The sequence below is a fragment of the Mesorhizobium sp. C268A genome, from assembly GCF_040324475.1.
Classification (GTDB): Bacteria; Pseudomonadota; Alphaproteobacteria; order Rhizobiales; family Rhizobiaceae; genus Mesorhizobium.
Window position 1 is genome coordinate 1,682,586 of sequence record NZ_JAMYVX010000001.1, and the last position, 24,063, is coordinate 1,706,648.

General features: G+C 64.0%; 27 protein-coding genes. 15 read left to right on the forward strand and 12 right to left on the reverse strand.

Translation table 11 applies throughout. The annotated features are described in order from the left end of the window. Positions 1-7: 7 nt before the first annotated feature. The 5 genes from ehuD to ehuR all read right to left on the reverse strand — a co-directional run bounded on the left by ehuD (position 8) and on the right by ehuR (position 4,777). The gene (ehuD, locus tag NKL06_RS08330) at positions 8-667 is read right to left on the reverse strand and encodes an ectoine/hydroxyectoine ABC transporter permease subunit EhuD (protein ID WP_023692236.1); all 660 of its coding nucleotides are present in this window, start codon (positions 665-667) and stop codon (positions 8-10) included. 34 nt (positions 668-701) lie between these two features. Then, positions 702-1,361, reverse strand: a complete 660-nt coding sequence (ehuC, locus tag NKL06_RS08335) for an ectoine/hydroxyectoine ABC transporter permease subunit EhuC (protein WP_023667875.1) — start codon at positions 1,359-1,361, stop codon at positions 702-704. Between the two features lie 205 nt (positions 1,362-1,566). Next, complete coding sequence (ehuB, locus tag NKL06_RS08340; RefSeq protein ID WP_023682674.1) at positions 1,567-2,418, reverse strand: ectoine/hydroxyectoine ABC transporter substrate-binding protein EhuB; 852 nt, start codon at positions 2,416-2,418, stop codon at positions 1,567-1,569. 63 nt (positions 2,419-2,481) lie between these two features. Then, the gene (gene ehuA / locus NKL06_RS08345; protein ID WP_023682675.1) at positions 2,482-3,267 is read right to left on the reverse strand and encodes an ectoine/hydroxyectoine ABC transporter ATP-binding protein EhuA; all 786 of its coding nucleotides are present in this window, start codon (positions 3,265-3,267) and stop codon (positions 2,482-2,484) included. Between the two features lie 124 nt (positions 3,268-3,391). Continuing rightward, the gene (gene ehuR / locus NKL06_RS08350; RefSeq protein WP_023692237.1) at positions 3,392-4,777 is read right to left on the reverse strand and encodes a MocR-like ectoine utilization transcription factor EhuR; all 1,386 of its coding nucleotides are present in this window, start codon (positions 4,775-4,777) and stop codon (positions 3,392-3,394) included. Between the two features lie 82 nt (positions 4,778-4,859). Between ehuR and NKL06_RS08355 the strand changes: the two genes are divergently transcribed. From NKL06_RS08355 to NKL06_RS08370, 4 genes are all read left to right on the forward strand, one after another. After that, positions 4,860-5,348 carry an Lrp/AsnC family transcriptional regulator gene (locus tag NKL06_RS08355; protein WP_023686966.1) on the forward strand — a complete coding sequence of 163 codons (489 nt, stop codon included), beginning with the start codon at positions 4,860-4,862 and terminating at the stop codon, positions 5,346-5,348. A 129-nt stretch (positions 5,349-5,477) separates the two neighbouring features. Beyond that, entirely contained in the window at positions 5,478-6,971 is a 1,494-nt protein-coding gene (locus NKL06_RS08360; protein WP_023686965.1) for an NAD-dependent succinate-semialdehyde dehydrogenase, read from the forward strand. A 31-nt stretch (positions 6,972-7,002) separates the two neighbouring features. Next, the gene (locus NKL06_RS08365; RefSeq protein ID WP_023692238.1) at positions 7,003-8,382 is read left to right on the forward strand and encodes an aspartate aminotransferase family protein; all 1,380 of its coding nucleotides are present in this window, start codon (positions 7,003-7,005) and stop codon (positions 8,380-8,382) included. Positions 8,383-8,391: 9 nt separating this feature from the next. Further along, the gene (locus NKL06_RS08370; protein WP_023692239.1) at positions 8,392-9,495 is read left to right on the forward strand and encodes an alcohol dehydrogenase family protein; all 1,104 of its coding nucleotides are present in this window, start codon (positions 8,392-8,394) and stop codon (positions 9,493-9,495) included. 12 nt (positions 9,496-9,507) lie between these two features. On the opposite strand, the gene NKL06_RS08375 is transcribed toward NKL06_RS08370, so the two are convergent. Beyond that, entirely contained in the window at positions 9,508-9,684 is a 177-nt protein-coding gene (locus tag NKL06_RS08375) for a hypothetical protein (RefSeq protein ID WP_023692240.1), read from the reverse strand. A gap of 177 nt (positions 9,685-9,861) precedes the next feature. On the opposite strand from NKL06_RS08375, the gene NKL06_RS08380 reads away from it, so the two are divergent. From NKL06_RS08380 to NKL06_RS08405, 6 genes are read left to right on the forward strand one after another with little or no spacing between them, the layout of a single operon-like run. After that, a complete protein-coding gene (locus NKL06_RS08380; protein ID WP_023807549.1) occupies positions 9,862-10,533 on the forward strand; it encodes an amino acid ABC transporter permease in 672 nt (223 codons plus the stop codon). Then, positions 10,533-11,204: an amino acid ABC transporter permease gene (locus NKL06_RS08385; protein ID WP_023692242.1), complete on the forward strand. Its 672-nt coding sequence runs from the start codon at positions 10,533-10,535 to the stop codon at positions 11,202-11,204. Before NKL06_RS08380 ends, NKL06_RS08385 begins: the two co-directional genes overlap by 1 nt. Before the next feature lies 1 nt (position 11,205). Continuing rightward, positions 11,206-11,940, forward strand: coding sequence for an amino acid ABC transporter ATP-binding protein (locus NKL06_RS08390; protein ID WP_023692243.1), 735 nt, complete (start codon positions 11,206-11,208; stop codon positions 11,938-11,940). A 2-nt stretch (positions 11,941-11,942) separates the two neighbouring features. After that, positions 11,943-12,863 (forward strand): isoaspartyl peptidase/L-asparaginase, encoded by a 921-nt coding sequence (locus tag NKL06_RS08395; protein WP_023807550.1) that lies wholly within the window; start codon positions 11,943-11,945, stop codon positions 12,861-12,863. A 17-nt stretch (positions 12,864-12,880) separates the two neighbouring features. After that, positions 12,881-13,672, forward strand: coding sequence for a transporter substrate-binding domain-containing protein (locus NKL06_RS08400; RefSeq protein ID WP_023692244.1), 792 nt, complete (start codon positions 12,881-12,883; stop codon positions 13,670-13,672). Further along, positions 13,666-14,688: a LacI family DNA-binding transcriptional regulator gene (locus tag NKL06_RS08405; protein ID WP_023692245.1), complete on the forward strand. Its 1,023-nt coding sequence runs from the start codon at positions 13,666-13,668 to the stop codon at positions 14,686-14,688. Before NKL06_RS08400 ends, NKL06_RS08405 begins: the two co-directional genes overlap by 7 nt. An 81-nt stretch (positions 14,689-14,769) precedes the next feature. Here the strand turns inward: NKL06_RS08405 and NKL06_RS08410 are convergent, their stop codons facing one another. Genes NKL06_RS08410 through NKL06_RS08435 form a run of 6 tightly spaced genes read right to left on the reverse strand, consistent with a single transcriptional unit; the run spans position 14,770 to position 19,109 of the window. Continuing rightward, on the reverse strand, positions 14,770-16,029 hold the full coding sequence (locus tag NKL06_RS08410) for an ABC transporter substrate-binding protein (RefSeq protein ID WP_023692246.1): 1,260 nt from the start codon (positions 16,027-16,029) through the stop codon (positions 14,770-14,772). Positions 16,030-16,065: 36 nt separating this feature from the next. After that, positions 16,066-16,494 (reverse strand): hypothetical protein, encoded by a 429-nt coding sequence (locus NKL06_RS08415; RefSeq protein WP_023667860.1) that lies wholly within the window; start codon positions 16,492-16,494, stop codon positions 16,066-16,068. Then, complete coding sequence (locus NKL06_RS08420; RefSeq protein ID WP_023667859.1) at positions 16,491-17,546, reverse strand: aldo/keto reductase; 1,056 nt, start codon at positions 17,544-17,546, stop codon at positions 16,491-16,493. The genes NKL06_RS08415 and NKL06_RS08420 overlap by 4 nt, the downstream gene beginning before the upstream one ends. Continuing rightward, entirely contained in the window at positions 17,543-17,896 is a 354-nt protein-coding gene (locus NKL06_RS08425; RefSeq protein ID WP_023667858.1) for a TIGR04076 family protein, read from the reverse strand. Before NKL06_RS08425 ends, NKL06_RS08420 begins: the two co-directional genes overlap by 4 nt. Continuing rightward, positions 17,897-18,385 (reverse strand): DUF3830 family protein, encoded by a 489-nt coding sequence (locus tag NKL06_RS08430; RefSeq protein WP_023692247.1) that lies wholly within the window; start codon positions 18,383-18,385, stop codon positions 17,897-17,899. It abuts the gene before it with no gap. Position 18,386: 1 nt separating this feature from the next. Further along, positions 18,387-19,109: a GntR family transcriptional regulator gene (locus NKL06_RS08435; protein WP_023686960.1), complete on the reverse strand. Its 723-nt coding sequence runs from the start codon at positions 19,107-19,109 to the stop codon at positions 18,387-18,389. Positions 19,110-19,233: 124 nt separating this feature from the next. Between NKL06_RS08435 and NKL06_RS08440 the strand changes: the two genes are divergently transcribed. The 5 genes from NKL06_RS08440 to NKL06_RS08460 are packed head-to-tail and all read left to right on the forward strand — an operon-like array spanning position 19,234 to position 23,957. Next, positions 19,234-20,034: an ABC transporter ATP-binding protein gene (locus NKL06_RS08440; RefSeq protein ID WP_023692248.1), complete on the forward strand. Its 801-nt coding sequence runs from the start codon at positions 19,234-19,236 to the stop codon at positions 20,032-20,034. Then, entirely contained in the window at positions 20,031-20,780 is a 750-nt protein-coding gene (locus tag NKL06_RS08445; RefSeq protein ID WP_023692249.1) for a branched-chain amino acid ABC transporter ATP-binding protein, read from the forward strand. The genes NKL06_RS08440 and NKL06_RS08445 overlap by 4 nt, the downstream gene beginning before the upstream one ends. Further along, positions 20,777-21,685: a branched-chain amino acid ABC transporter permease gene (locus NKL06_RS08450; protein ID WP_023745643.1), complete on the forward strand. Its 909-nt coding sequence runs from the start codon at positions 20,777-20,779 to the stop codon at positions 21,683-21,685. Before NKL06_RS08445 ends, NKL06_RS08450 begins: the two co-directional genes overlap by 4 nt. Further along, positions 21,682-22,665, forward strand: a complete 984-nt coding sequence (locus NKL06_RS08455) for a branched-chain amino acid ABC transporter permease (protein ID WP_023692250.1) — start codon at positions 21,682-21,684, stop codon at positions 22,663-22,665. The genes NKL06_RS08450 and NKL06_RS08455 overlap by 4 nt, the downstream gene beginning before the upstream one ends. Further along, positions 22,662-23,957, forward strand: coding sequence for an NAD(P)/FAD-dependent oxidoreductase (locus NKL06_RS08460; RefSeq protein WP_023692251.1), 1,296 nt, complete (start codon positions 22,662-22,664; stop codon positions 23,955-23,957). Before NKL06_RS08455 ends, NKL06_RS08460 begins: the two co-directional genes overlap by 4 nt. Positions 23,958-24,063 lie beyond the last annotated feature (106 nt).

Below are 24,063 nucleotides of genomic sequence, written 5' to 3' on the forward strand. Positions count from 1 at the left end.
TTGAGAATTACCTTTCGATCTTGCCGTAGCGATGTTCCAGCCAGCGCAGCAGCACGACCGAGAAGAGGCTGATGACGAGGAAGAAAGCGCCGACCAGCGTGATCGGCTCAATGTAGCGGTAGTAGGTGTTGGCGACGCTCTTGGCCTGGTTCATCAGCTCCAGCACGGTGATCGCCGATAGGAGCGGCGTCTCCTTGAACATGGCGATGAAATAGTTGGCCAAAGCCGGGATCATCGGTGGGATCGCTTGCGGAATGATGATGTTGGTCCAGGTCTGCGTGGCGCTCAGATTGCAGGCCTTGGCCGCCTCCCACTGGCCGCGCGGCACGTTGTCGATGCCGGCGCGATAGACTTCCGCCGTGTAGGTGCCGTAGTGCAGGCCGAGCCCGATGACGCCGGCGACCAAGGGCGGCAAAAGGATGCCGAAATCCGGCAGGACATAGAAGATGAAATAAAGTTGCACCAGAAGTGGCGTGCCGCGGATGAATTCGGCCGCCCAGCCGATGCTGCGTGACAGGACCTTGTTGGGCGAGCGTCGCGCCAGCGCGATGCCCAGACCCACGACAGCGGCCAGCACGGAGCCGAGCAGCGTTGCCAGGATGGTGATCTTCACGCCCTGGATCAGCGTCGGCAGGATCTCCCAGACGAAGTTCCAATCCCAATCCATCAGGAGGCCCAATTTATCAGAAGGGCATTGGCCATCAGACGCGCACCCCGTCCAGGCCGCGCGCCATGCGGCGTTCCAGAGAACGCACGCCCCAGGAGATGATCAGCGCCAGGGCGAAATAGATGATCAGGATGGTGGTGAACGGCGCCAGCGTGTTACCGGTCTGCGAGCGCACGACCTGCGCCTGAAAGGTGAGATCGGCGAGCGAGATCAGCGACACCACGGAGGTCGCCTTGAGCAGTTCGATGGCATTGTTGCCGAAGGTCGGCAGCATGACCAGCAGCGCCTGCGGCAGGATGACATGGCGCATGCCTTGCCAGCGGCCGAGGTTGAGCGCGATGCAGGCCTCATATTGTTCGCGGCCGACCGACTGGATGGCGCCGCGTACCACCTCGGCCGCATAGGCGCCGACATTGAGGCCCAGCGCCAGCACACCCGCCTGCAGGGGGGTCAGTTCGAGGCCGATCAACGGCAACACGAAATAGGCAAAGAACAGCTGCACGAAGATCGAGGTGCCGCGGAAGAATTCTATATAGGCGGTGGCCAGCCAGCGCAGCGCAAAGAAGCGCGACACGCGGCCCATGCCGGCGAGGAAGGCCATGATCAGGGCGAGCACCGACCCCATCAGCGTCAGCTCGATGGTGACAAGCGCTCCCTGCAATATCAGGCCGAGGTAGCCGGACCACTGGGTCATTCGGGTTCCAACGTTGGCGGTTAGCTTCCTTCTCCCCGTTCACGGAGAGAAGATGCCAGTCCACCCTCCGTAGCTGCAGCGCAGCTGCTGCGGAGGACGGGCAGGCAGATGAGGGGCAGCGCTAAATTCTCAGAACCTGGCGCCGCCCATCATCCGGCCCTTCGGGCCACCTTCTCCCCGTTAACGGGGAGAAGGCAAAACGGCCCTATTTCGCCGCGCAGAGCTTGTCCCGCGTGGTCGACATCGCGGCTGCGGCCGAGAAGCCGTAGGGCTCGATGATCTTGGCGAACTCGCCGGATTTCTTCAGCTTGGCGAGCTCGACATCGAAGGCATCGCGCAGGGCCTCATCGCCTTTCTTGAAGGCGGCGCCGTCGCAATAGACCGGGGCGCCGACCACCGGGGCGATGACTTCGAGGTTCGGATCGTTGGCTTTCTTGACGAGGTCGTTGATCGACAGGACGGGCAGCGAATAGGCGTCGATGCGGCCGTCCTGCAGCATCTTCAGGCCACTCTGGCCGTCCGGCACGACGATGACGCGCTCGCGCGGCACGCCGGCGTTGAGCGCCAGCTTCTCCTCGGTGCCGCCACCGGGCGCGCCGATGGTGGCCGACGTGTCCTTGGCGACGTCCTCGTAGCTCTTGAAGCCCTTCGGATTGCCCTTCTTCACCAGCATCGCCTCGGCGTCGCACAGCACCGGCTCGGAATAGACGACCGCCGCGCAACGCTCCGGCTTCATGAACAGGCCGGCGGTGACGACGTCGAAGCGGCCGGCCTGCAGGCCGGGGATCATCGCGCCATATTCGGAGATCGAAGCGACGATGTCGGCAACACCGAGACGCTTGAAGACCTCGCGCGCCACGTCGGGCGCCGCACCCGAAACCTTGCCGTCGGCGGCGACCGCCGTATAGGGCGGCTCGTTGGCGATCGCGACGCGGGCAAAGCCCTGCGCCTTCAATTGCTCGAGCTTGCTGTCATCGGCCGAACCGGTGCTCGACGCGGCGAGCACCGCCGTCAGTGCGAGACCGGCGACGCCGGCCAGAATGCCAAGTTTCTTCATTGTTCCCAACTCCTTGTTGTCTTCTTGGTTTTGTCTGGGGCGGTCTTCCGCCCCGCAAAGCGGTCAGACACGATGTCCGGCCGCGATGATCTTCTTCAGGAAGCCTTGCGTGCGCTCCTGCTTTGGATGGCGGAAAATCTCGTCTGGTTTGCCCTCTTCGACGATCTTGCCGCGGTCGAAGAACAGCACGCGGTCGGCGAAGTCGTGGGCAAAGCCCATCTCGTGGGTGACCAGCAGCATGGTCATGTCGGTCTCTGCGGCGAGCTTGCGCATGACATTCATCACCTCCTCGACCAGCTCCGGATCGAGGGCCGACGTCACCTCGTCGAACAGCATGATCTTCGGCGACAATGCCAGCGCACGGGCAATCGCCACGCGCTGCTTCTGGCCGCCGGACAGCTGCGCCGGCATCGACTTCGCCTTGTCGGCCATGCCGACCATGTCGAGCAGTTCCATGGCCCGCTTTTCAGCGGCGGCGCGAGGCGTGCCCTTGGTCAGCATCGGCGCCAGCGTGACGTTATCCATGACGCATTTGTGCGGAAACAGATTGAACAGCTGGAAGACCATGCCGATCTTCTGCCGCATCTTGGTCAGGTGCCGCTCGTCGGCGGGCAGCAGCTGGCCGTTGCGCTCCATGTGGTAGAGCTGCTCGCCATCGATCTGGATATGGCCGCCGTCGATCTTCTCCAGCGTCATCAGGATGCGCAGGATCGTCGTCTTGCCCGAGCCGGACGGGCCGATCAGCGCCAGCTTCTCGCCGGGCATGACCTGCATCGACAGGCCGTCCAGTACCTTGAACGAGCCGAAGCTCTTCGAAATGGCGTCGACCTTGATGATGGGTGAGGACAAATGAATTTCCCCTGCTGGAGAAGCCTGTGCCCTTAACGATGCGGAACGCGCCAAATCATGTCAATTGGGAAAATAAAATCATGACAATATTTCCGGCACTGCATGATTCCAGAGCAATTCCCGCTTAGATTGCGAGCAGCAGATGCTCCGGATCGCCAAGCAGCAACTTGGTGACAACGCCGAGGCCGGCGCGCAGTTCCCCCTCGGTGGTCGAGCCGAGCGAGATGCGCACCGCCGGATGCCAAGGCGCATCCGAGATGCGGAAGGAGGTGCCGGGCGCGATCGCCACGCCTTGCAGGCGGGCCTGGGCGACGAAGCTTTCCTCGGCACGGTCCGCGGGCAGTTGCAACCAGACATGCAGCCCGTCGCGCCTGGCGCGATAACCAACCCCGCCCAGCACCTCGGCTGCGATGTCCTGGCGGCGGCGCAATGCCGCGCGCTGCCAGCGAACGAGTTCCATCGCCGTGCCGTCGGTCACCCATTTGGTGGCGATCTCGGCCACCAGCGGCGTCGCCATCCAGTTCGACACCAGATGCCGGTTGGCAACGGCGGCGACATAGCGGTCGGGGGCAGCGAGATAGCCGATGCGCAGGCCAGGTACGGTGATCTTGGTGAAGGAAGTGACGTAGAGCGTGCGCTCCGGCGCAAAGGCGGCGACCGGCGGCGGCCGGTCCTCGACCAGCGGACCCAGCACATCGTTCTCGATGATGGCGATGTCGTGCTTGCGCGCGACCGCGGCGATCTCTTCGCGCCGCCGAGCGTCCATCAGCGTCGCCGTCGGGTTGATCACCGACGGTTGCACGAATACCGCGCGAATGTCGGTGAGCCGGCAGGCCTCGTCCAGCGCCTCCGGGATCAGGCCATTGCCGTCGATCGGCAGGCCTTCCAGGTTGAAGCCGAGATAGCGCGCCAGCGGCACCAGCGTGTGGTGGCCGATAGCCTCGGTGGCGACAGCCGATCCCGGCGGCGCAACGCTCATCAGCGCCACGGTCATCCCGGCGGTCGCGCCATTGGTCAGGCTGATATTCTGTGCGGAGGTGTCGAGCCCACACAGTTTCAGCCATTCGACAGCCACCGCGCGGTGACGCGGGAACACCATGTTGGGCCGGAACGACAACGCCGAACTGGATGGCAGGTTTTCGGCCAGCCAGCCCAGCGCCTGCTTCAGCCGCTCCAGATGCATCGGCTCGCAGACCGGCTTCAGGATTGACAGATCGATGACCTCGCCGAGGCGCTCCGGCAGATAGGGCGGCTCCGGGTCGCGGCGCTGCGTCTGGACAAAGCTGCCACGGCCGATCTCGCCCGAAATCAGGCCGCGCCGGATCAGTTCTTCGTAGGCGCGGCTGACCGTCTGCACCGACAGTTTTAAATCGTCTGCCAGCCTTCGATGCGTTGGAAGCCGCGCGCCGTTGGCCAGCCGCCCGTCATGAATGGCGCGGGCGAACTGGTCGGCCAGCGTTTGATAGGCTGGCCGGCGGATGAGCGCAGGGTCGGGTTGCCATGATGTCATGACTTAATAGAGATCGAAATCAGTGCAATTGACAATCGAAATAATGCGCCGTCATGGTGATGCCGACAAAAAGCGGACGCCGATGACATCGAAACTCGACGCGGTCGACCTGAGGATACTCGACGCCATCCAGCGCGACGGGCGCATCACCAAGCTGGCGCTGGCCGAACAGGTCGGGCTGTCGCCGACGCCGTGCTGGATGCGGCTGCGCAAGCTGGAGAAGGCAGGCATCGTCTCGGGCTACCACGCCAGGATCGCCATGCGCGTGGTGGCGCCGGTCGCCACCGTGTTGATGGAGGTGACGCTGGCCAGCCATCGCCAGGCCGATTTCGACCGCTTCGAACGCGTCATCCGCGACATCCCCGAAATCGTCGCCTGCTGGTCGGTGGGCGGCGGCGTCGACTATGTGGTCAAGGTGATGACGCGCGACATCGACGCCTATCAGCGGCTGGTCGACGACCTGCTGGAGCGCGAGATCGGCATCGACCGCTACTTCACCTACATCGTCACCAAGACGGTGAAGGACGAAATCGTGCTGCCGATAGCCGACCTGCTGCCGGCGTCGGCATAAGCCCGGAGAGAATGTCTGTCGGGACGGCACAATAGAGAGAGTCTCTCTCCTTCAGGGCGTCGAAACAGTCTCTCTGTCTGCATGTGACGGATAGTCTTCCCGCATCGTCCGAACCGGGAGGCCTCGACCATGTCCGCGCATTTTGCCCGCTCGCATCGCCATGAGGCGCTCGACCGCCTCTCCGACCGCCGGCTGCTGCGCGAGCTTGCCTATGTCGATGGGCATTGGACCGCGAGCGAAGCGGCCGAAAGCTTTGAAGTCACCGATCCGGCCACAGGCGCGACGGTCGCGTTTGTCGCCGCGCTCGATGCGCAGCAAACGACAAGGGCAATCGGTGCCGCCGCGCGTGCCTTCCCGGCTTGGCGGTCACTGCTGCCGCAGGAGCGGTCGAGAATTCTGCGAAAATGGTTCGAGCTGATCATCGCGGCGAAAGACGACCTTGCCCTGCTGATGACTTTGGAACAAGGCAAGCCGCTGCAGGAATCGCTCGGCGAAATCGACTATGCCGCCTCTTTCGTCGAATGGTATGCCGAAGAGGCAAAGCGCCTCAACGCCGAGAGCGTCACCAGCCATCTGCCGAATGCCGAGATGATGGTGAGGCGCGAGCCGCTCGGCGTTGTCGGCGTCGTCACGCCCTGGAATTTTCCGGCGGCGATGCTGACCCGCAAGGCGGCCGCCGCACTCGCCGCCGGCTGCACCATCGTCGCACACCCATCCTCGGAGACGCCGCTGTCGGCGCTGGCGCTGGCTGAACTCGGCGAGCGCGCCGGCCTGCCCGCCGGTGTCTTCAACGTCATCACCGGCAAGGCAGCGACGATCGTCGGGCGCATGTGCGAAGACCCGCGCGTCCGCGCCATGAGTTTTACCGGCTCGACGGAGATCGGCCGGTTGATCGCCGCACAGTGTGCTCCGACGATGAAGCGGCTGGTGATGGAGCTTGGCGGCCATGCGCCGCTGATCGTCTTTGCCGACGCCGATGTCGACAACGCAGTGAGCATTGCCATCGATGCCAAGTTTGCAACGTCAGGCCAGGACTGCCTTGCCGCCAACCGCATCTATGTCCAGCGCCCGATCTACGATCGCTTCTGCGCCGCCTTTGCCGAGCGCATCGAGGCGCTGCGGACCGGCAATGGGCTTGTCGAAAAGATCGATATCGGACCGCTGATGCATGAGCGCGCCGTGACCAAGGTCGAGGAACAGGTCGCCGATGCCGTCGCCCATGGCGCGCGCTGCCTCACCGGCGGCAAGCGGCATCAGGCCGGGCCGCTGTTCTACCAGCCGACGTTGCTGGCCGATGTCAGCGACGAAGCGCTGATCATGCGCGAGGAGACCTTTGGGCCGGTCGCCGCAGTCACGCCGTTCGACAGTGAGGACGAGGTGATCGCCCGTGCCAACGCCACAGAATATGGCCTCGTCGCCTATGTCGTTACCGAGAATGGCGCCCGCCAGCAACGTATGGGCCGCGCGCTCGACTACGGCATGGTCGCCATCAACCGCGTCAAGATCACCGGAGCGCCGATCCCCTTCGGCGGCGTCAAGCAATCCGGCATCGGCCGCGAAGGCTCGCGCCACGGGCTCGAAGCTTTCACCGATCTGAAGTACCTCTGTCTGGACGTCACATAGTCCGTCCGGCCATCTCTCAAGGAGTCAAAAAATGCTCGACCAGTCCAACGAACTCAACGCCTGGGATCGCGACCATTTCTTCCATCCTTCGACCCATATGGGCACGCATGCGCGGGGCGAGAGCCCGACCCGCATCATGGCCGGCGGTGAAGGCGTCACCGTCTGGGACAACAATGGCAAGAAGAGCATCGATGCCTTTGCCGGTCTCTATTGCGTCAATGTCGGCTATGGCCGCCAAAAGATCGCGGATGCCATCGCCACCCAGGCGAAGAACCTCGCCTATTACCACGCCTATGTCGGCCACGGCACCGAGGCTTCGATCACACTGGCCAAGATGATCATCGACCGCGCGCCGAAGGGCATGTCGAGGGTCTATTTCGGCCTCTCGGGTTCGGATGCCAACGAGACCAACATCAAGCTGATCTGGTACTACAACAACGTGCTTGGGCGGCCGGGGAAGAAGAAGATCATCTCGCGCTGGCGCGGCTATCACGGTTCGGGCGTGATGACGGGATCACTGACCGGGCTCGACCTGTTCCACAACGCCTTCGACCTGCCGCGCGCGCCGGTCCTGCACACCGAAGCGCCCTACTATTTCCGCCGCGCCGACCGCTCGATGAGCGAGGAGCAGTTCTCGCAGCATTGCGCCGACAGACTGGAAGAGATGATCCTGGCCGAAGGTCCCGAAACCGTCGCCGCCTTCATCGGCGAGCCGATCCTCGGTACTGGCGGCATCGTGCCGCCGCCGGCCGGCTACTGGGAGAAAATCCAGGCGGTGCTGAAGAAATATGACGTGCTGCTGGTCGCCGACGAGGTGGTGACGGGCTTTGGCCGTCTGGGCACCATGTTCGGCTCCGACCATTACGGCATCAAGCCGGACCTGATCACCATCGCCAAGGGCCTGACCTCGGCCTATGCACCGCTGTCGGGCGTCATCGTTGCCGACAAGATGTGGCAGGTGCTGGTGCAGGGCTCCGACAAGCTTGGCTCGCTCGGCCATGGCTGGACCTATGCGGCGCACCCGATCTGCGTTGCCGCCGGCGTCGCCAATCTCGAACTGATCGACGAGATGGACCTGGTGACAAATGCCCGCGAGACCGGCGCCTATTTCCGCGCCGAACTCGCCAAGGCTGTCGGCGGCCACAGACATGTCGGCGACGTGCGCGGCGATGGCATGCTGGCGGCAGTCGAATTTGTCGCCGACAAGGACGACCGGGTGTTCTTCGACGCCTCGCTCAAGATCGGGCCGCAAGTGGCGACAGCACTTGCCGCCAGCGGCGTCATCGGCCGCGCCATGCCGCAGGGCGACATACTAGGCTTCGCGCCGCCGCTCTGCTTGACGCGTGAGGAAGCCGACATCGTCGTTTCGAAAACCGCCGATGCCGTCAACAGCGTGTTTTCCAATCTCTGAGATCGACCCATGAATGCCATGACCAAGACCCTCCCCGCCACCATGGCCGCCGTGCTGCTCACCGGGCATGGCGGACCGGAAAAGCTCGTCTATCGCACCGATGTGAAAGTGCCTGTGCCTGCCGCCGGCGAAGTGCTGGTCAAGGTCAGCGCCTGCGGTATGAACAACACCGATGTCTGGGTGCGCCAGGGCGCATACGGAACCGAGGAGGACGCTGCCGCCGTGTCGACATGGCGGCGGCAAGGCAACACGCTTACCTTCCCGCGCATCCAGGGCACCGACACGGTCGGCACCATCGCTGCCGTCGGCGAAGGCGTTTCCCCGGGCCGTATCGGCGAACGGGTAATGGTCGATTTTTCGATCTACAACCGCGACGACGATTCCCTCGCCGACATCGACTATATGGGCCACGGTCGCGACGGCGGGTACGCCGAGTACCAGACGGTGCCGGGCGAGAATGCGCATGTCGTCGATACTGACATGAGCGACGTCGAACTCGCCACCTTCTGCTGCGCCTACCTCACCGGCGAGCAGATGCTGGAGCGCGCCGGGCTGAAAACCGGCGAACGCGTGCTGGTCACCGGCGCCTCGGGCGGCGTCGGTTCCGGCATCGTGCAGCTGGCGCGGGCGCGCGGCGCCATTCCCTACGCCGTCGTCGGCAAGGGCAAGGAGCAGGCGGTGCGCGACATCGGCGCCGAAGCGGTTATTACCCGTGGGGTTGCCGATCTTCCCGCCGCCGTGAATGAAGCCACTGGCGGCCAGCCGATCGATGTGGTCGCCGATCTCGTCGGCGGCGCGATCTTCAACGACCTCTTGCGCATCCTGAGGCCCGAAGGCCGCTACACCACCGCCGGCGCGATTGCCGGTCCGGTTGTGCAGCTCGATCTCCGGACCATGTATCTGAAGCAGCTGCAACTGCACGGATCGAGCCAGGGGACGCGCGCCGACTTCCGCCGCATCGTTGGATACATCGAAGCGAAGAAAATCCGGCCGCTGGTCGCCGGTGTCTACAAACTGTCCGATTTCCACAAGGCGCAGGCCGACTTCATCGCCAAGGATTTCGTCGGCAAGCTGGTGGTTGTGCCGGACGCCATGTGGAACATCCGCGCATAACGGCTCCCAACGTCAGAGCGCGTCGTAAACGGCATCAATCAACACCTTGCGGCGTGGATCGACGTCGTCGAAACCCAGCATGCGGTTGGTGACGTAGCCGAATCCGACACCGGCGCCGGGATCGGCAAAATCGAGGGCGCCGCCCCCAGCCGCCATGGCCGAGGGATTGCGGCGACGCGCGGCTGGCATAGGCGGCGTCCTCGAGCTGAAAGCCGGCGGCGAATTGCCGGCGCTTGAGACATAGCGCGCATGAGGCGAACCGGAATCATCGCAACGAATGCAAGCCACAGGCGGCAACCAGACCCTGCATCTTGACAGACGAGGCGAAAGCCAAAAGAGTGAAACCGGTTTCACTGGGGACCGCCGGTGCATTTCGATCTGTCCATTCTGCTCCCGCATCTGGGTTTTCTGGCGCGCGGCGCCGAACTTACGGCGGCGGCTTGCGCGCTGTCGCTGGTGGGAAGCGTCGTCATGGGCGCGTTGGTGGCGATCGCACGCACCTCCGCCTCGGCACTGCTTCGACGGATCGCCTTCGTCTACGTCGATCTCTTCCGCAATGTGCCGTTCATCGTCCAGCTGTTCTTCTTCTATTACGGCCTGCCCGAGCTCGGCATTTACATCGACGCCTTCACCACCGGCGTCGTGGCGCTTTCCATTGCCGGCGGCGCCTATGCCTCCGACATCATTCGAGCCGGCATCCTCGCCATCGACCAGGGCATCATCGACGCCGCTGAAGTGAGCGGCCTGTCCAGGCGCAAGGTCTTTACCCGCATCGTGCTGCCGATTGCGCTGCGCACCTCCGTGCGACCGCTCGGATCCGTGCTCATCAACATGATCCTTACGTCCTCGATCCTCTCGACCATCACGCTCAACGAGCTCACCGGCTCAGCCCAGATCGTGGTCTCGCAGACCTATCGGCCCTTCGAGGTCTATGTGGTGCTGCTCTGTGCCTATGCGGCCCTGACTTATCTGGTTTCGCTGGGCGTCACCCTGCTCCACCGCCATCTCAATCGGGACATGATGGAGGCGGTCGGCTGATGCGGTTCAGCGATTTCACCTCCTACGACCTGATCCTGCTGGCGCAAGGTCTCGGCACCAACGTCGCGCTGTTTCTCGTCACCTCTCTGATCGGACTGCTGATTGGCCTGAGCTGGGCGTTGGTGCGGTTCTACCGTGTGCCGGTTCTGGCCCAGGTCGTCACCTTCCTGTCGGAGCTGTTGAAGAACTCGCCGGTGTTGGTGCAGCTGTTCCTGGTGTTCTTCGGCCTGCCGGCGCTGTTGCATATAAGGGTGACGCCGGTCACCGCAGCGACCATCACTCTGTCGGCGAACACCGCGGCATTCGTCTATGTCATCGCGGTCTCGGCGATCGAGTCGATCGAACGCGAGCAGGTCGAGGCCGCGCGTGTCTTCGGCCTGACCCGGTGGCAGGTCCTGCGCCATATCGTTTCGCCCCAGGCTGCCGCCTTCGCGGTCGGCCCGCTCGTCGCGCTGCTGGTCAACCAGCTTCAGGTGACGTCGCTGATTTCTGTCATCGGCGTCGTCGACCTGACCAAGATTGGCCACATCCTCAACATGCGAACCTTGAAGCCGTTCGCGGTCTGGACCGTCGTCGGGCTGCTCTACTATGGCGCGGCAAAGCTGGTCGCCCTGCTTGGCGAGCGTCTTGAAAACCGCCTGCGGGCGCACAGCGCCTGGCGGGGGCTTTAACATGCTCAAGATCGAAAACGTGCACAAAGCGTTCGGCGAGGTCACTGTGCTGGACGGCGTCGACCTGACGATCGCGCCCGGCGAAGTGGTCTCGATCCTCGGGTCGTCGGGGTCCGGCAAGTCGACACTGATCCGTTGCATCAACGGCCTCGAAAAGCTGAAGTCGGGCCGCATCACGGTCGACGATTTCGATGTCAGCAAGCCGAAGGAGCTGGCCGAGGCGCGCAAGCGCTCAAGCACCGTCTTCCAGCTGTTCAACCTCTATCCGCATATGAGCGCGCTTCAGAACATTACGCTCGCCCCGATCGAGGTGCTGAAGATGCCGCGCCCTGAGGCCGAGGCGCTGGCGCGCAAGCTGCTCGAGTCCGTCGGCCTCGCCGATCGGGCCAACGCCTACCCGGCGCAGTTGTCGGGCGGGCAGCGCCAGCGTGTCGGCATCTGCCGGGCGCTCGCCATGCAGCCGCGCTATCTGCTGCTCGATGAAGTGACCAGCGCGCTCGACCCGGAAATGACTTCCGAGGTGCTGGCCATCCTGGCAAAGCTCGCCGCGCAAGGCACGACGATGCTGTTCGTCACCCACGAGATCGAATTCGCGCGCGAGATTTCCAACCGCATCGTCTTCCTCGACAAGGGCAGGCTGGTGGTCGATCTGCCAACGGATCGTTTCTTCGCCGCGGACGGCGGCCGGGCGCAGCCGCGGGTTGCGCAGTTTCTCTCCAAGATGCGCAAGGACTAGGAATGCTGCTGTTAGCCAACAACGAAGCATGGCCGGGATTCGAAACCTCGGTGCAAATGCTGCGCGATGGCGCCGTCAGCCTGGACGCGATGGTTGCCGGCATCGGCATGGTGGAGAAAGAGGTCAAGGTTCGAAGCGTCGGCTATGGCGGCTGGCCGAACATGCTGGGCGAGATGGAGTTCGACGCCGGCGTCATGGATGGCAATACAAGAGAGGTCGGTTCAGTCGGCGCTGTGCCAAGGACCTTGGCGGTCGCTGCCCTGGCGCACCAGGTGATGAAGCGCCTGCCGCATGTGATACTGACCGGCGAAGGGGCGCAGCGCTTTGCCAGCGAAATCGGCTTTGCCGAAGACAAAGTCTTGTTCGAGGACTCCAGGCGCGTCTGGTGGGAGCGGCTGCAACAGGAACTCACACCGCAACAGCTGGCGAAATTCCCCAATATCGATCTGGCGCCGCTCAGCCGTACTATCACCGATCCCGAGCGCGTCCGCGACACCACCGTCTTCCTGTCGGCGGATGCGCGGCGCGGCATCCATGCCGCGACTTCGACCTCGGGCTGGGCCTGGAAATATCCGGGCCGGCTCGGCGATTCTCCCATTCCCGGCGCAGGCTTTTACGCCGACAGCCGCTATGGCGCGGCGGCGTGCACCCATACCGGCGAGATGACGATGCGCTGCGCCACCGCACGGACCGTCGTGCTGGCCATGAAGCTTGGCCGATCCTTGTCGGATGCGGTCGCGCTGGCGGTCGAGGAACTGGCTGAACTCGACACCGGCTTCCTGGCCGGAGTGGTCATCCACGCCGTCGACGCCGAGCAGAACCACGAGGTGGTGAATTTCAGATGCGAGGGCGAGGTCCGCTACTGGCTCTGGAAGGATTCCATGTCCGCACCCGAATTGCGGGCGGCAAGACGCGTCACTTGAAAATAAGGAGAGGAACCATGAAAACCGTACTGCGTGCCTTCGCCGCGCTGGCCATCGTGGCCGGTTCGGCATTTCCAGCCCTTGCCGGCATGATTGACGACATCCGCTCACGCGGCACCATTCGCATCGGCGTATCGCTCGGCGGCGAGCCGATCGGCTTTCGCGATGCACAAAACAACCCTGTCGGCTACGATGTCGATGTCGCGACGCTGCTGGCGCAAAAGCTCGGCGTGCCGGTCGAGTTCGTCGACGTCTCGGGCGATGCGCGTATTTCCATGCTGGTGTCGGGACAGATCGATGTCGCGGTCGCAAACACCTCTGCAACGCTCGAGCGGGCCAAGACCGTCGACTTCACCATCCCCTACAACCGGGCCGGGCTGCGCGTCATCGTCCAGAAAGATGCCGGGATAACCGACCTCAAGGGGCTCGCCGGCAAGAAGGTTGTCGTCGGCCGCGGCACCACGGGCGAAACCTTCCTCAAGGCGGCCGTGCCGGAAGCAGAGCTCGTCTATGTCGACCAGTTCGCGCCCGACGGGGTTCTGCAGCTGCAACAGAAGCGCGTCGATGCGGCGATCGAGGATTCCTCGTTGCTCGATTACCTCGCGACCAAGACACCGAGCCTGGTGACGCTGCCAGGCCTCTATTCCAACGATCCGATCGGCATCGCCGTCGTCAAGGGCGATCCCGAATTCGTCCGCTGGCTCGACATGTTCGTGTCCGACTTCATCCAGTCGGGCACCTACGAGACGACCTACAAGAAGTGGTGGGGGCCGGACTCCAACCCGCCGGCGCTCAACCCGCTGTGGTGACACCCATTACCGGCAACCGATCGGCGCACACTCGAGGCGCCGTCGCAACGATCGCCGACGTCGCGCGGCTGGCAGGCGTGTCGCGTGCCGCGGCCAGCCGTGCGCTGTCGAGCGGACCGCGACCGGTCTCGGCGGACAAACGCGAACGTGTCGTGCAGGCCGCCGCGCAGCTCGGCTACAAACCCAATCTCCTGGCGCAAAGCCTGACCACCAAGACCGTCAATCTGGTTGCCGTCGTGGTCAACCACATTCACGACCTTTCAGATCTCGACCTGTTCGACCGGCTGCTCGACGCAATCCAGTCGATCGGCAAGCAGGTCATCCTCATCCGCATCGGCTCGGCGGAAGGGGTCGAGGATTTTCTGCGCAACGGCGTTGCCTATCATGTCGATGCCGCCGTGGTGTTCTCCGACTTTGCCGATGCAGCGACGGTGCGGCGCTTGTTTCGCTCGGACCTGGTCATCATGCTGAACGGACTGCATGACGATCTGTCACCCACCGTCATTCCCGATGAAGGTGTGGGCATCGCCGAGGCCGTGGCGGATGCGGCGGCCAAGCGCGTGCGCACGGCCAGCCTACTGACCGGCCGTTCGTCCTCGCGCGTCGAACAGCTGCGCATCGGCCACTACCTCGAAGCGTTCCGGCATCATGGAATTGAACTGCTGCAGACGGTCCAGGGAGACTATTCCTACGAGTCGGGCTATGCGGCAGCCGCCGGCCTGACGGGACGCGGCTGTCCCGATGCGGTCTTTTGTACGTCCGACGCGATGGCCATGGGTGTTCTGGATGTCTGCCGGGCGGATTTCCCCGACAACCGGCCCAGCCGCTTCCGCCTCTATGGCTTCGACAATGTGTCCCTGACAAATTTCGACGCCTACCCGATATCGTCAATCGGCTACGACAAATCGGACTATGTGGGTCATATCGTCGGCGCCCTCTCCAATCCGCAGGTCTTCATGCCCGGCCAGCCGCCTGTCGTTATATTGACCCGGCTGATTTCGCGCTTGACCGCGTAACTAGCGCCGATGTTGGACTGCTTGTCCGGCGTCGATCTCCCAGAGATCGAACGGAGATCGCGCCGGACAATGTACCAGCGCCTACTGCAATTTCGCCTGCAGCGCGTTGACGTCGTCGGTTGTCATTTCACCGTCGGTCGTCACCTTGCCGTCGACGATCTTCCACAGCCGGAACGGACCGGTGATGTCGCCATATTTGTCGAAGCTGACCGGACCGATGACGCCTTCATAGCGGATCGGCTTGCCGTCCTTGATCAGGCCGAGCGCCTTGGCGAACTCGTCCTTGCCGGCATAGATCGGTGTGCCGGCAGGATCGACCGCCTTGTACATGGCATCCTTGATCTTGGCTGGATCCTCGGAGCCGGCAATGGCAATGGCGAGGCCGACAATGGCGCCGGCATCATAGGAACGGTCGGCTGCCGGGTTCGACGGCTCGATACCCGAAAACTCCTTGTAGTTTTTCAGGAAGTAGTCGGTGGAGGCCGTCGGGCTGGTGCCGGAAGAGGTGCCATAGGCATCCTTGAGATAATCGGCGCCGACGGATTCGATGAAGTCCGGGCTGTTCATGCCGTCATTGAGCAGGAATTTCTGCACGCCGCCCTGCGATATCCAGGTGCGGGCGACCGTTGCGCCGTCGACCGGCGTGCTGACGAGGTAGAGCCCGTCCGGTTCGCCTCCCATCGCCGCCGTGACCTCCGAGGCATAGCTCGACTGCTTTTCGTTGTAGGGCGTGTCGGAGACGATGGTGCCGCCGAGCGCTTTGTAGGCGCGCGAGAATTCCGCCACCATGTTGACGCCGAAGTCGTTGTTGACGTGGATGATCGACAGTTTCTTAAAACCCTTGTCGATGGCGTATTTGGCGGCGGCCACGCCTTGCAGCGCATCCGACGTGATGGTGCGGAAGAAGATGCCGTTGGTCTTGCCATCGCGGCCAAGGGCGGTCAGCGTCGGCGAGGATGAAGCCGGCGACACCTGCACGATCTTGGCCGGCCCGGTGACCGAGGTCAAAATCGGGATCGACACCGAGGAGATGATGCCGCCGATGATCACCGGCACCTTCTTGACCTGTACCAGCTGGGTCGCGGCATCGACCGCGATATTGCCCTGGCTCTGGCTGTCGCGCGTGTCGGTTGCGAGATCGCAGCCGCGTACGCCACCGGCTTCATTGATGTCGCGGAAGGCCATTTCGACGGACTTCGCGCCGGCCTGGCCGTATTCGCCGGCCGGACCGGTGAGCTCCATGACCAGGCCGACGGTGATCTTGCAGTCCGCTGCGTGTGCGGCGCCGGCCATCGTCACGAGAGCCAGTGCTGTGGTGATTTGAAGTATCGTCTTCTTCATTGCCGTTCCCCTTTTCTTGTTTGAACTTTTGCCTGTTCAGCCTTCCGGCGCCTGCAGCCAGGTCTCATGCAGATGCCGCCATTCGACGCCGTTTGGTGCCGATGAACTGGTGGTGAAGACCGCACTGGACTGCCGGCGACTGTGTTTGCCGGCGCGCAGTTGCGCCTCGATGTAGAAGATGACGATCGTGTCCGCGTCCTGCCAACCCGGCCTGATGTCCTCGATCGATATGGCAAAACCGTCGTCGCAAGTGGCGCGGCTTGTCCGGACATGATCTACGACCGCGTCGCGATCGAGGATCTGGCCATTCGGCGCCACCATGGTGAGGCCTTCGCCCATGACAGCCTCGAAGCGGCCGAACTCCACAGCGTCGGCTCGCGCGGCGACAAACCAGTCGACGAAGAAGCGATGCAGGTCGATGATTTCAGCGCTGGCACGCGAAAAAAGGGAAGGCTCTCCGCTCATTTCTTCCCCGCATTGAGGTTGTAATGCATGATCGAGCCGTGGCGGCCATGACGGTCGCGCTCCAGCGCGTAGACATCGCCCGCGAGGCCGGTGCCTTGTGCGATGGCGGCAGCAATCCGCGCGCGATCGTCGGCGTCGAGCGCGACGTCCATGATTTTCGTATTGGCCAGCGCATGTGCCTGGTTGCGCGCACCGACAATGACGGCCGCGACCTGCGGCTGCTCGAGCACCCATGCCGAGGCGATGGTGGCAATGTCGACGCCGTGGCGATCGCCGACCGCTTTCAGCGCCTTGAGCAGGGACTGGAACAGCTCCCAGCCGCCGAAGTCGTCGATGATCAGCTTGTATTTGACCAGCGAGCGGTTTTCGAGCGGCGTGGAGGGCTCGGCCACGCCAAGCCATTTGTCGCTGAGGAAGCCGCCCGCCACCGAGCCGTAGCAGAGGAAGCGGACACCGTTCTTAGCGGCAAGGCCCGCAAGGCTGTTTGCCGGCCGCTGGTCGAGCACTGAATATTGCAGTTGCTGGCTGACCAGCGGGATGCCCGCGGAGAGGATTTCGGCTAGCCTCGGCGTATCGAAATTGGTGGTGCCGAGATTGCGCACCTTGCCTTCCAGCCGAAGCTCGTCGAGCCAACCCATCGCCTCGACGTAACGAGGCTGGTCATAATCCCACCAGTGAAACTGCACGAGGTCGATCCGCTCGGTCTTGAGCCTGCGAAGCGACTGATCGACGATGCCCCTGATGTAGTCGCGGCTGATGCCTGCCAGTCGTTCGAGGTCCGGCACCAGCTTGGTGTGCACCTTCATCCTGGCCGCGACATCGAGACCGCGCTCGCCGGCCAGCCGCAGGCGCGCGGCGCCGATCAGTTCCTCGACGCCGGTGTAGATGTCGGCGCAGTCATAGGTCCAGATGCCGGCATCGAAAGTGGCGATGAGGTCGGTCACCGCCTGGCTGCGGTCGACGGCGCCATGCCCGCCGGCCAGCTGCCAGCCACCGCGGATGACTCGCGAGATCCCATAGCCGGGGCTGAGTTCGATGGTCCTGGCGGTCATCCCTTGTCGGTCTCCTTCGGCAGCGGCACGGCCGTGGTTTCGGCATGGCTGAACCGCCGCTTGGCAAGCCTGACGATGCGGAGCCGGCTGGCGCAATTGGGATCGGGACAGGCGATCTCGGCATCCGAGGTCATCCAGTCATTTGCATGCGTCGGGCGCTGCTTTGCCGCCAGGAGCGGCAACACGGCCGAGATCGAATAGATCGAAAAACCCTGCCCTGCCGGCAGCGAGAGCATTTCGCCCTTGAGTTCGAAATAGTCGCCGGCCCTGGCGCCGCAATAGACCGGCTTGCCCTCGGGGATGACCGCTTCGACGCGCAGATCGAAGAGTTCGAAACTGTCGTCGGCCATTCAGGCCTCCACCAGGCTGAAGGTGATGTCACAGGCGCCGTTGCGGCGGATGACGCCGCAGGCGGCGGCAAACTGATCGCGCTCTCCGGCAAGCACTTGCGCGACCACGCTGCCGGCCAGCCAGCCGATCGGGAACAGCAGCCGCGCCCCCTGCCCGTAGTACAGGCCGATATCGAAGATGGCATTGGGATTGCCGCCCCACACGCGTGGCGGCACATAGGACAGCACGATATCGCCGGGCTGCGGCGTCACCGTTGCATTCTCCGGTGGCAAAGACTGGGCATAGGCCTGGCCGTGGAGATCGGCTGACGGAACCGGGCACGAGATTTCCGGTCCTGTCCACATCGCATGGATGCCTGGGATGATGCGTGGCTGCGCCAGATACGCCAGCAGGAAGGCGGCATTCTCCGGCGCCTTTTCGGGCAATAGCAGCGCCGTCACGGAAAGCTTCGAGCGTGGTTCTGTGATGCCGATGGCGGGCTTGGGCATGTCAGTCCTTCGCCGATTGAAGTTTGTCGCGCAGGAAGGCGAAGGGGCGGCTGATGTCGGCTACCAGCGCCTCGCGCGCCGCTTGCGCATCCTGTTTGGCAAGTGCCGCGACAATTCGACGATGATAGTGGGCGGTATCAACCTCGCCTGCCTCGGAGAAGGCATAGATGGCGACGCGGATGCAGGGACCCGATTGAAGCCAGAGGCTTTCGATCATCGGGATCAGCACAGCCGAGCCGCAGCAGCGGTAGATCTCAAAATGGAAGCTCTGGTTGAGCGTCGCTTCGCGATCGATATCCTTCTTGTGCTTCAGGGCCCGCATCTCGTCCCACTCGCCCAGCATGGCTTCGATCGATGCGATCTGGCGCGGGCTCATGCGCCTGGCGGCAAGCGCTATCGCTTCGCCTTCGATGAGGGAGCGGGCACGCAGGAGGTCGTCGATGCGCTCCAGCGTGATCGGCGGCACGCGCACGGAACGGTTGGGCAGCGCCTCCAGCGCCTTTTCCGTGATCAGCCGGCCGAGCGCTTCGCGTACCGGCATGGTCGAGGTGACCAGCGCATCGGCAAGACCACGGATGGTCAGCACCTGGTTTGGCTCGAAAAGGCCACCGATCAGAGCACGGCGCAACTCGGAATAGACGCGATCCTGCACCGTCTCGCGGCCGACCGGCGTAAGCTGGGCTGCGATCGTCTCGTTGTTCTTTTCGATGGCAGCCTTCTGCATTACCGGCATTTGCCCCGTTTTCGGCTTGCGAATGAAATTAAAGCCGAATAGCGTGATCAAAGCAAGTGTGATCACAAATCAAAAATCAGGAGGCGACAACGATCGTCTTCGGCCAGAGGGTTTGATGAGCGATGCAGCGGAGCGCCAAGGGCAGGAGACCCGTGCGCCAGTTCTGACGGCACGAAACGTCGTCAGGCGTTTTGGCGGCCTTGTCGCCGTCAACGATGTCTCGTTTGATGTCAAAGCGGGCGAAATCCTCGGCCTGATCGGGCCGAATGGCGCCGGCAAGACGACGATGTTCGATCTGTTGGCGGGCAGCATATTGCCAACCAGCGGCGATATCCTGCTCAATGGCACGCGCGTCTCCGGCGAAGCCGCTCATCTGCGTATCGGCCGTGGTCTTGGCCGCACCTTCCAGATCCCGCGCCCCCTGCCCAATCTGACGCTGATCGAAAACATCATGCTGGCGGCGCAGGGCCAAGCCGGCGAAAAATTGCTCGCCAACTTCGTCACGCCGTGGCGAGTGGCGGCACAGGAAAGAGCAGCCAGGGCAAAGGCACTCGAGCTGCTGGATTTGGTCACTCTCACCCATCTCGCGCACGAGCCGGCACGCGTGCTTTCCGGCGGCCAGCGCAAGCTGCTCGAACTCGCCCGCGTCATGATGGCCGATCCGGCGATCATCCTGCTCGACGAACCGGCCGCCGGCGTCAACGCGACGCTGCTCGAGATCATCATCGACCGCATCCGCGACATCAACGCGCACGGCATCACCTTTCTGCTGATCGAGCACAATATCGACATGGTGACGCGGCTCTGCCACCGCGTGCTGGTCATGGCGAGCGGCCAGTTGCTCAGCGAAGGCACGGCAGAGGAAGTCGCCCGCGACCCGCGCGTCATCGAGGCTTATCTCGGGGGCGCCACATGAACGAGACCGTCCTCGACGTGCGCAACCTCGAAGCCGGCTATGAGCTTGGCGTGCCGATCGTGCGCGGCGCCTCGATCACCGTCGGCAAGGGCGAGATCGTCGTCGTGCTCGGTCCCAACGGCGCCGGCAAGTCGAGCTTCATCAAGGCGATCGCCGGCCTTGTCCCGATCACCGGCGGCACCGTATTTCTGGACGGCAAGGACATCACCGCCGCTCCCGCGCACACCATGGTTCGGCTCGGCCTGGCCTTCGTACCGCAGACGGAGAACATCTTCCCGCTGATGTCGGTCGAGGACAATCTGAAGGTCGCCTGCGGCATCCTCGAGCGACGCGAAATCCCTGCCCGCATCGAGGAAATGTATGCGGCCTTCCCCGACCTCGTCCGCCAGCGCCGCACCGCCGCCGGCAATCTGTCGGGCGGACAGCGGCAGATGCTCGCCGTCGCACGTGCGCTGATCGTCCATCCCAAGGTGCTGCTGCTCGACGAGCCGTCGGCCGGCCTGTCGCCGAAATTCGTATCGATGGTGTTCGAGATGCTGGCCGGCATCCGCAGGTCCGGCGTCACCATCCTGCTGGTCGAACAGAACGCCAAGGCAGCGCTGGCCATCGGCGACCGCGCCTATGTGCTGGTCGAAGGCAAGGACCGGCACGAGGGTGTGGCGTCCGAATTGTGGAACGATCCTGTCGTCGCCGAACTCTATCTCGGCCAACGCCCGTCTCACGCCGGCAAGGAAGGCGCGGCATGAGCCTGCAATTTGTCGTCGATGGGTTGCTGACCGGCTCGATGATCGGACTTGGCGCCATCGGCGTGACGCTGACCTATTCGATCCTGCGCTTCTCGAATTTTGCCCATGGCGACTTCATGGCCTGGGGCACCTATGCGACGCTCGCCGTCGTCAGCGCCATCGGCGCGATGTTCGGCAAGGTGGCGCCCATTGGACCGCTGTCTTTCGGCTGGCCGCTGCTGGTTGCGCTGGTTGTCGGCATGACTTTCACCGCCCTGCTGGCGCTGTTGCTCGACAAGGTGCTGTTTTCGCGGCTTCGCTCGCAGGGGCAAGCCATCATCGTGGTGATGGCGAGCTTCGGCGCCTCGATGGCGCTGCGCAGCCTGCTCGAATTCACCTTCAGCTCACGGCCGACCTATTTCAGCCGCGCGATCCAGATCGCCATGCCGGTCGGCTTCGGCATCCGCATCACGCCCGATCAGATCGCGCTTCTGCTGCTGACCGCCGTGCTGGTGCTCGGCGTGCATCTGTTGATGACACGCACGCAGACCGGCCGCTCCATGCAGGCGCTGAGCCAGAATGCAGCGCTGGCCCGCATCGTCGGTATCGATGTTGCCTCCGTTGTGCGTGTCACCTGGATCATCGGCGGGGCGCTGGCCTGCGTGGCCGGCGTGATGATCGGCATTCTGGTGCAGATCCGCCCGTTCATGGGCTTCGACATGCTGCTGCCGATGTTTGCAGCAGCCATCCTCGGCGGCATCGGCAGCATTCCGGGCGCTGTGCTCGGCGGCTTGATCATCGGTCTTGCCGAAGCCGGTGCGGTGCAGCTGATCGGCGCCGAATGGCGCGCCGCAATCTCCTTCATCATCCTGATGGCGGTGCTGTTCGTTCGGCCGATCGGCCTGTTTGGTGTGAGGGAACGCTGATGGACCTGCTCGGCTACGGCGCCTTCTTCCTGACCACCGCACTGATCTTTTCGCTGGTCACACTGGGGCTCAATCTGCAGTGGGGGCTGACTGGCCTTTTCAATGTCGGCCTTGCCGGATTCGTCGCCATCGGCGCCTATACATCGGCGCTGCTGACGACCCCGGACGATGCCGCGCGCTTCGGCGGCTTCGGTCTGCCGATCCTGGTCGGCTGGGCGGGCGCCATGGTCGTCGGCGGTATCGCCGCAGCACTTACCGGCATGGCCACGCTGCGTCTGCGATCCGACTACCTGGCGATCACCACCTTCGGCGTCGCCGTCGTCGTGCAGCTGGTCGCGCTCAACGCGCAGAAACTCACCGGCGGCCCGTTCGGCATCGGTTTCATCCCGCGCCCGTTCGGCGGCCTTGCCGAAACGCCGCTGCTGTTCAACCTGTCGAACCTCGCCGTCGTTTCGGCTGTGACGCTGATCGCCTATCTCGCTCTGGAGCACCTGTCGCGCAGCCCCTGGGGCCGCGTGCTCAAGGCGCTGCGCGAGGACGAGCGAGCGGCGATTTCGCTGGGCAAGAGCGCGCGCTTCTACCGCGTCCAGGCCTTCGCCGTCGGCGGCGCTATCATGGCGCTGGCCGGCGCTTTGCAGGCGCATTTCACCGGCTTCATCGCGCCCGATAACTATCTGCCGATCCTGACCTTCCAGGTCTGGGTGATGCTGATCGTCGGCGGCTCGGGCAGCAATGCCGGCGCCGTTGCCGGCAGCATCCTGGTCTGGGCGATATGGGCGGGGTCGGGCACGCTGACCAGCGTGCTGTTTGCGCCCGAGCAGCAAGCACGCGCGGCCTCACTGCAGATCGTCGCCATCGGCGTCATGCTCTGCGTCATCCTGCTGATCCGGCCTAACGGATTGTTCGGCGACCGGCCGCGCCGACCGAAGCCCGGCACACAGACAAAGGCGGCGGCCAACGAGAACGAGGCCGGATCATGAATGCCATGATCCGGCAGCAAGCGTATGGCGTTTCGCTCTGGCATGCCGTCAGCCGCAACCGCCGCGACCGGGGCGCGCTGCAAGGCGGACTCGACGTCGATCTCGCGATTGTGGGCGGCGGCTTTTCCGGCCTGTCGACGGCATTGCATGCCTCTGAGAAAGGGCTTTCGGTCGCGGTCCTCGAAGCCGAATTCATCGCTTGGGGTGCGACCGGCCGGAATGCCGGCTTCGTCGTTCCGAACTTCGCCAAGCGGGATCCAGACGACATCATCACCGAACTCGGACCCGAGCGCGGCGGGCGCCTGGTTGACTTCGCCGCCGGCAGCGCTGATCTCGTCTTCGGCCTGATCAAGAGGCACGGCATCGAATGCGACGCTGTGCAGAATGGTTGGATCCAGCCGGCGCATTCGTCCGCCGCGCTGGAAAAGACGCGATCGCGCGCCGAGCAATGGGCGGCGCGGGGCAGGCCGACCGTTGCGCTCGATGCCATGGCGGTCACGACGCTCACCGGTATCGGCGGCTACGCCGGCGGTTGGATGGATAACTCGGGCGGCGTCCTCAATCCGGTCGAGTATGCGCGCGGCCTGGCCGATGCCGCCGAAAAAGCCGGCGCGCGGATCTTCGAGCAGACGCGCGTCGCTTCCATCGACCGCGCTGCGGATGGCTGGACCTTGACGACCGCATCCGGCGCCGTGCGTGCGGGCAAGGTGGTGATCGCCACCAACGCCTATGGCGGGGCACTGAACCGGACACTGGCGCGGACCTATATCCCGCTGAAAGTCTTCCAGATCGCCACTGCGCCGCTGTCCCGGGCCATACGCGCGCGCCTGCTGCCCGGCGGCCAGGGCGTCGGCGACACCAGGCGAAACCTGTTCACGTGCCGCTTCGATGGCCAGAACCGGCTGATCAGCGGCGGCATGCATGTCGTCGGAGCCGGCGCTGAGACGCGCATGCCGCAAACGATCTGGCGACGGCTCGCCAGGCATCTCGATTTGCCTGACCTGCCGCCGCTTGCCTACAGCTGGACAGGCGTGGCGGCGGTGGTGCCGGATTTCCTGCCGCGCCTCATCGACCTCGGCCCGGGCCTGATCGCCGGCTTCGCCTGCAACGGCCGCGGCATCGCCATGACCACGGTAATGGGCAGAGTGCTGGCGGACTGGGCGAGCGGAACGGACGCCCGATATCTGCCGCTCCCCTTCGCACCGCCAGCGCCGATCCCGCTGCACAACCTCGTGCGCTATGCACCGAATATGCTGCTCCCCTGGAGCATCCTGCGCGACCGGCTGGATTAGACAGCCAAGCCAGGTGATCCTCCTGCCGGCGCGCTCACAGCGACCCGAAAAGGACCGCCACACCTTCCGCAATCGATGACCGTGGTGGCCCAAGAGGATATAATCA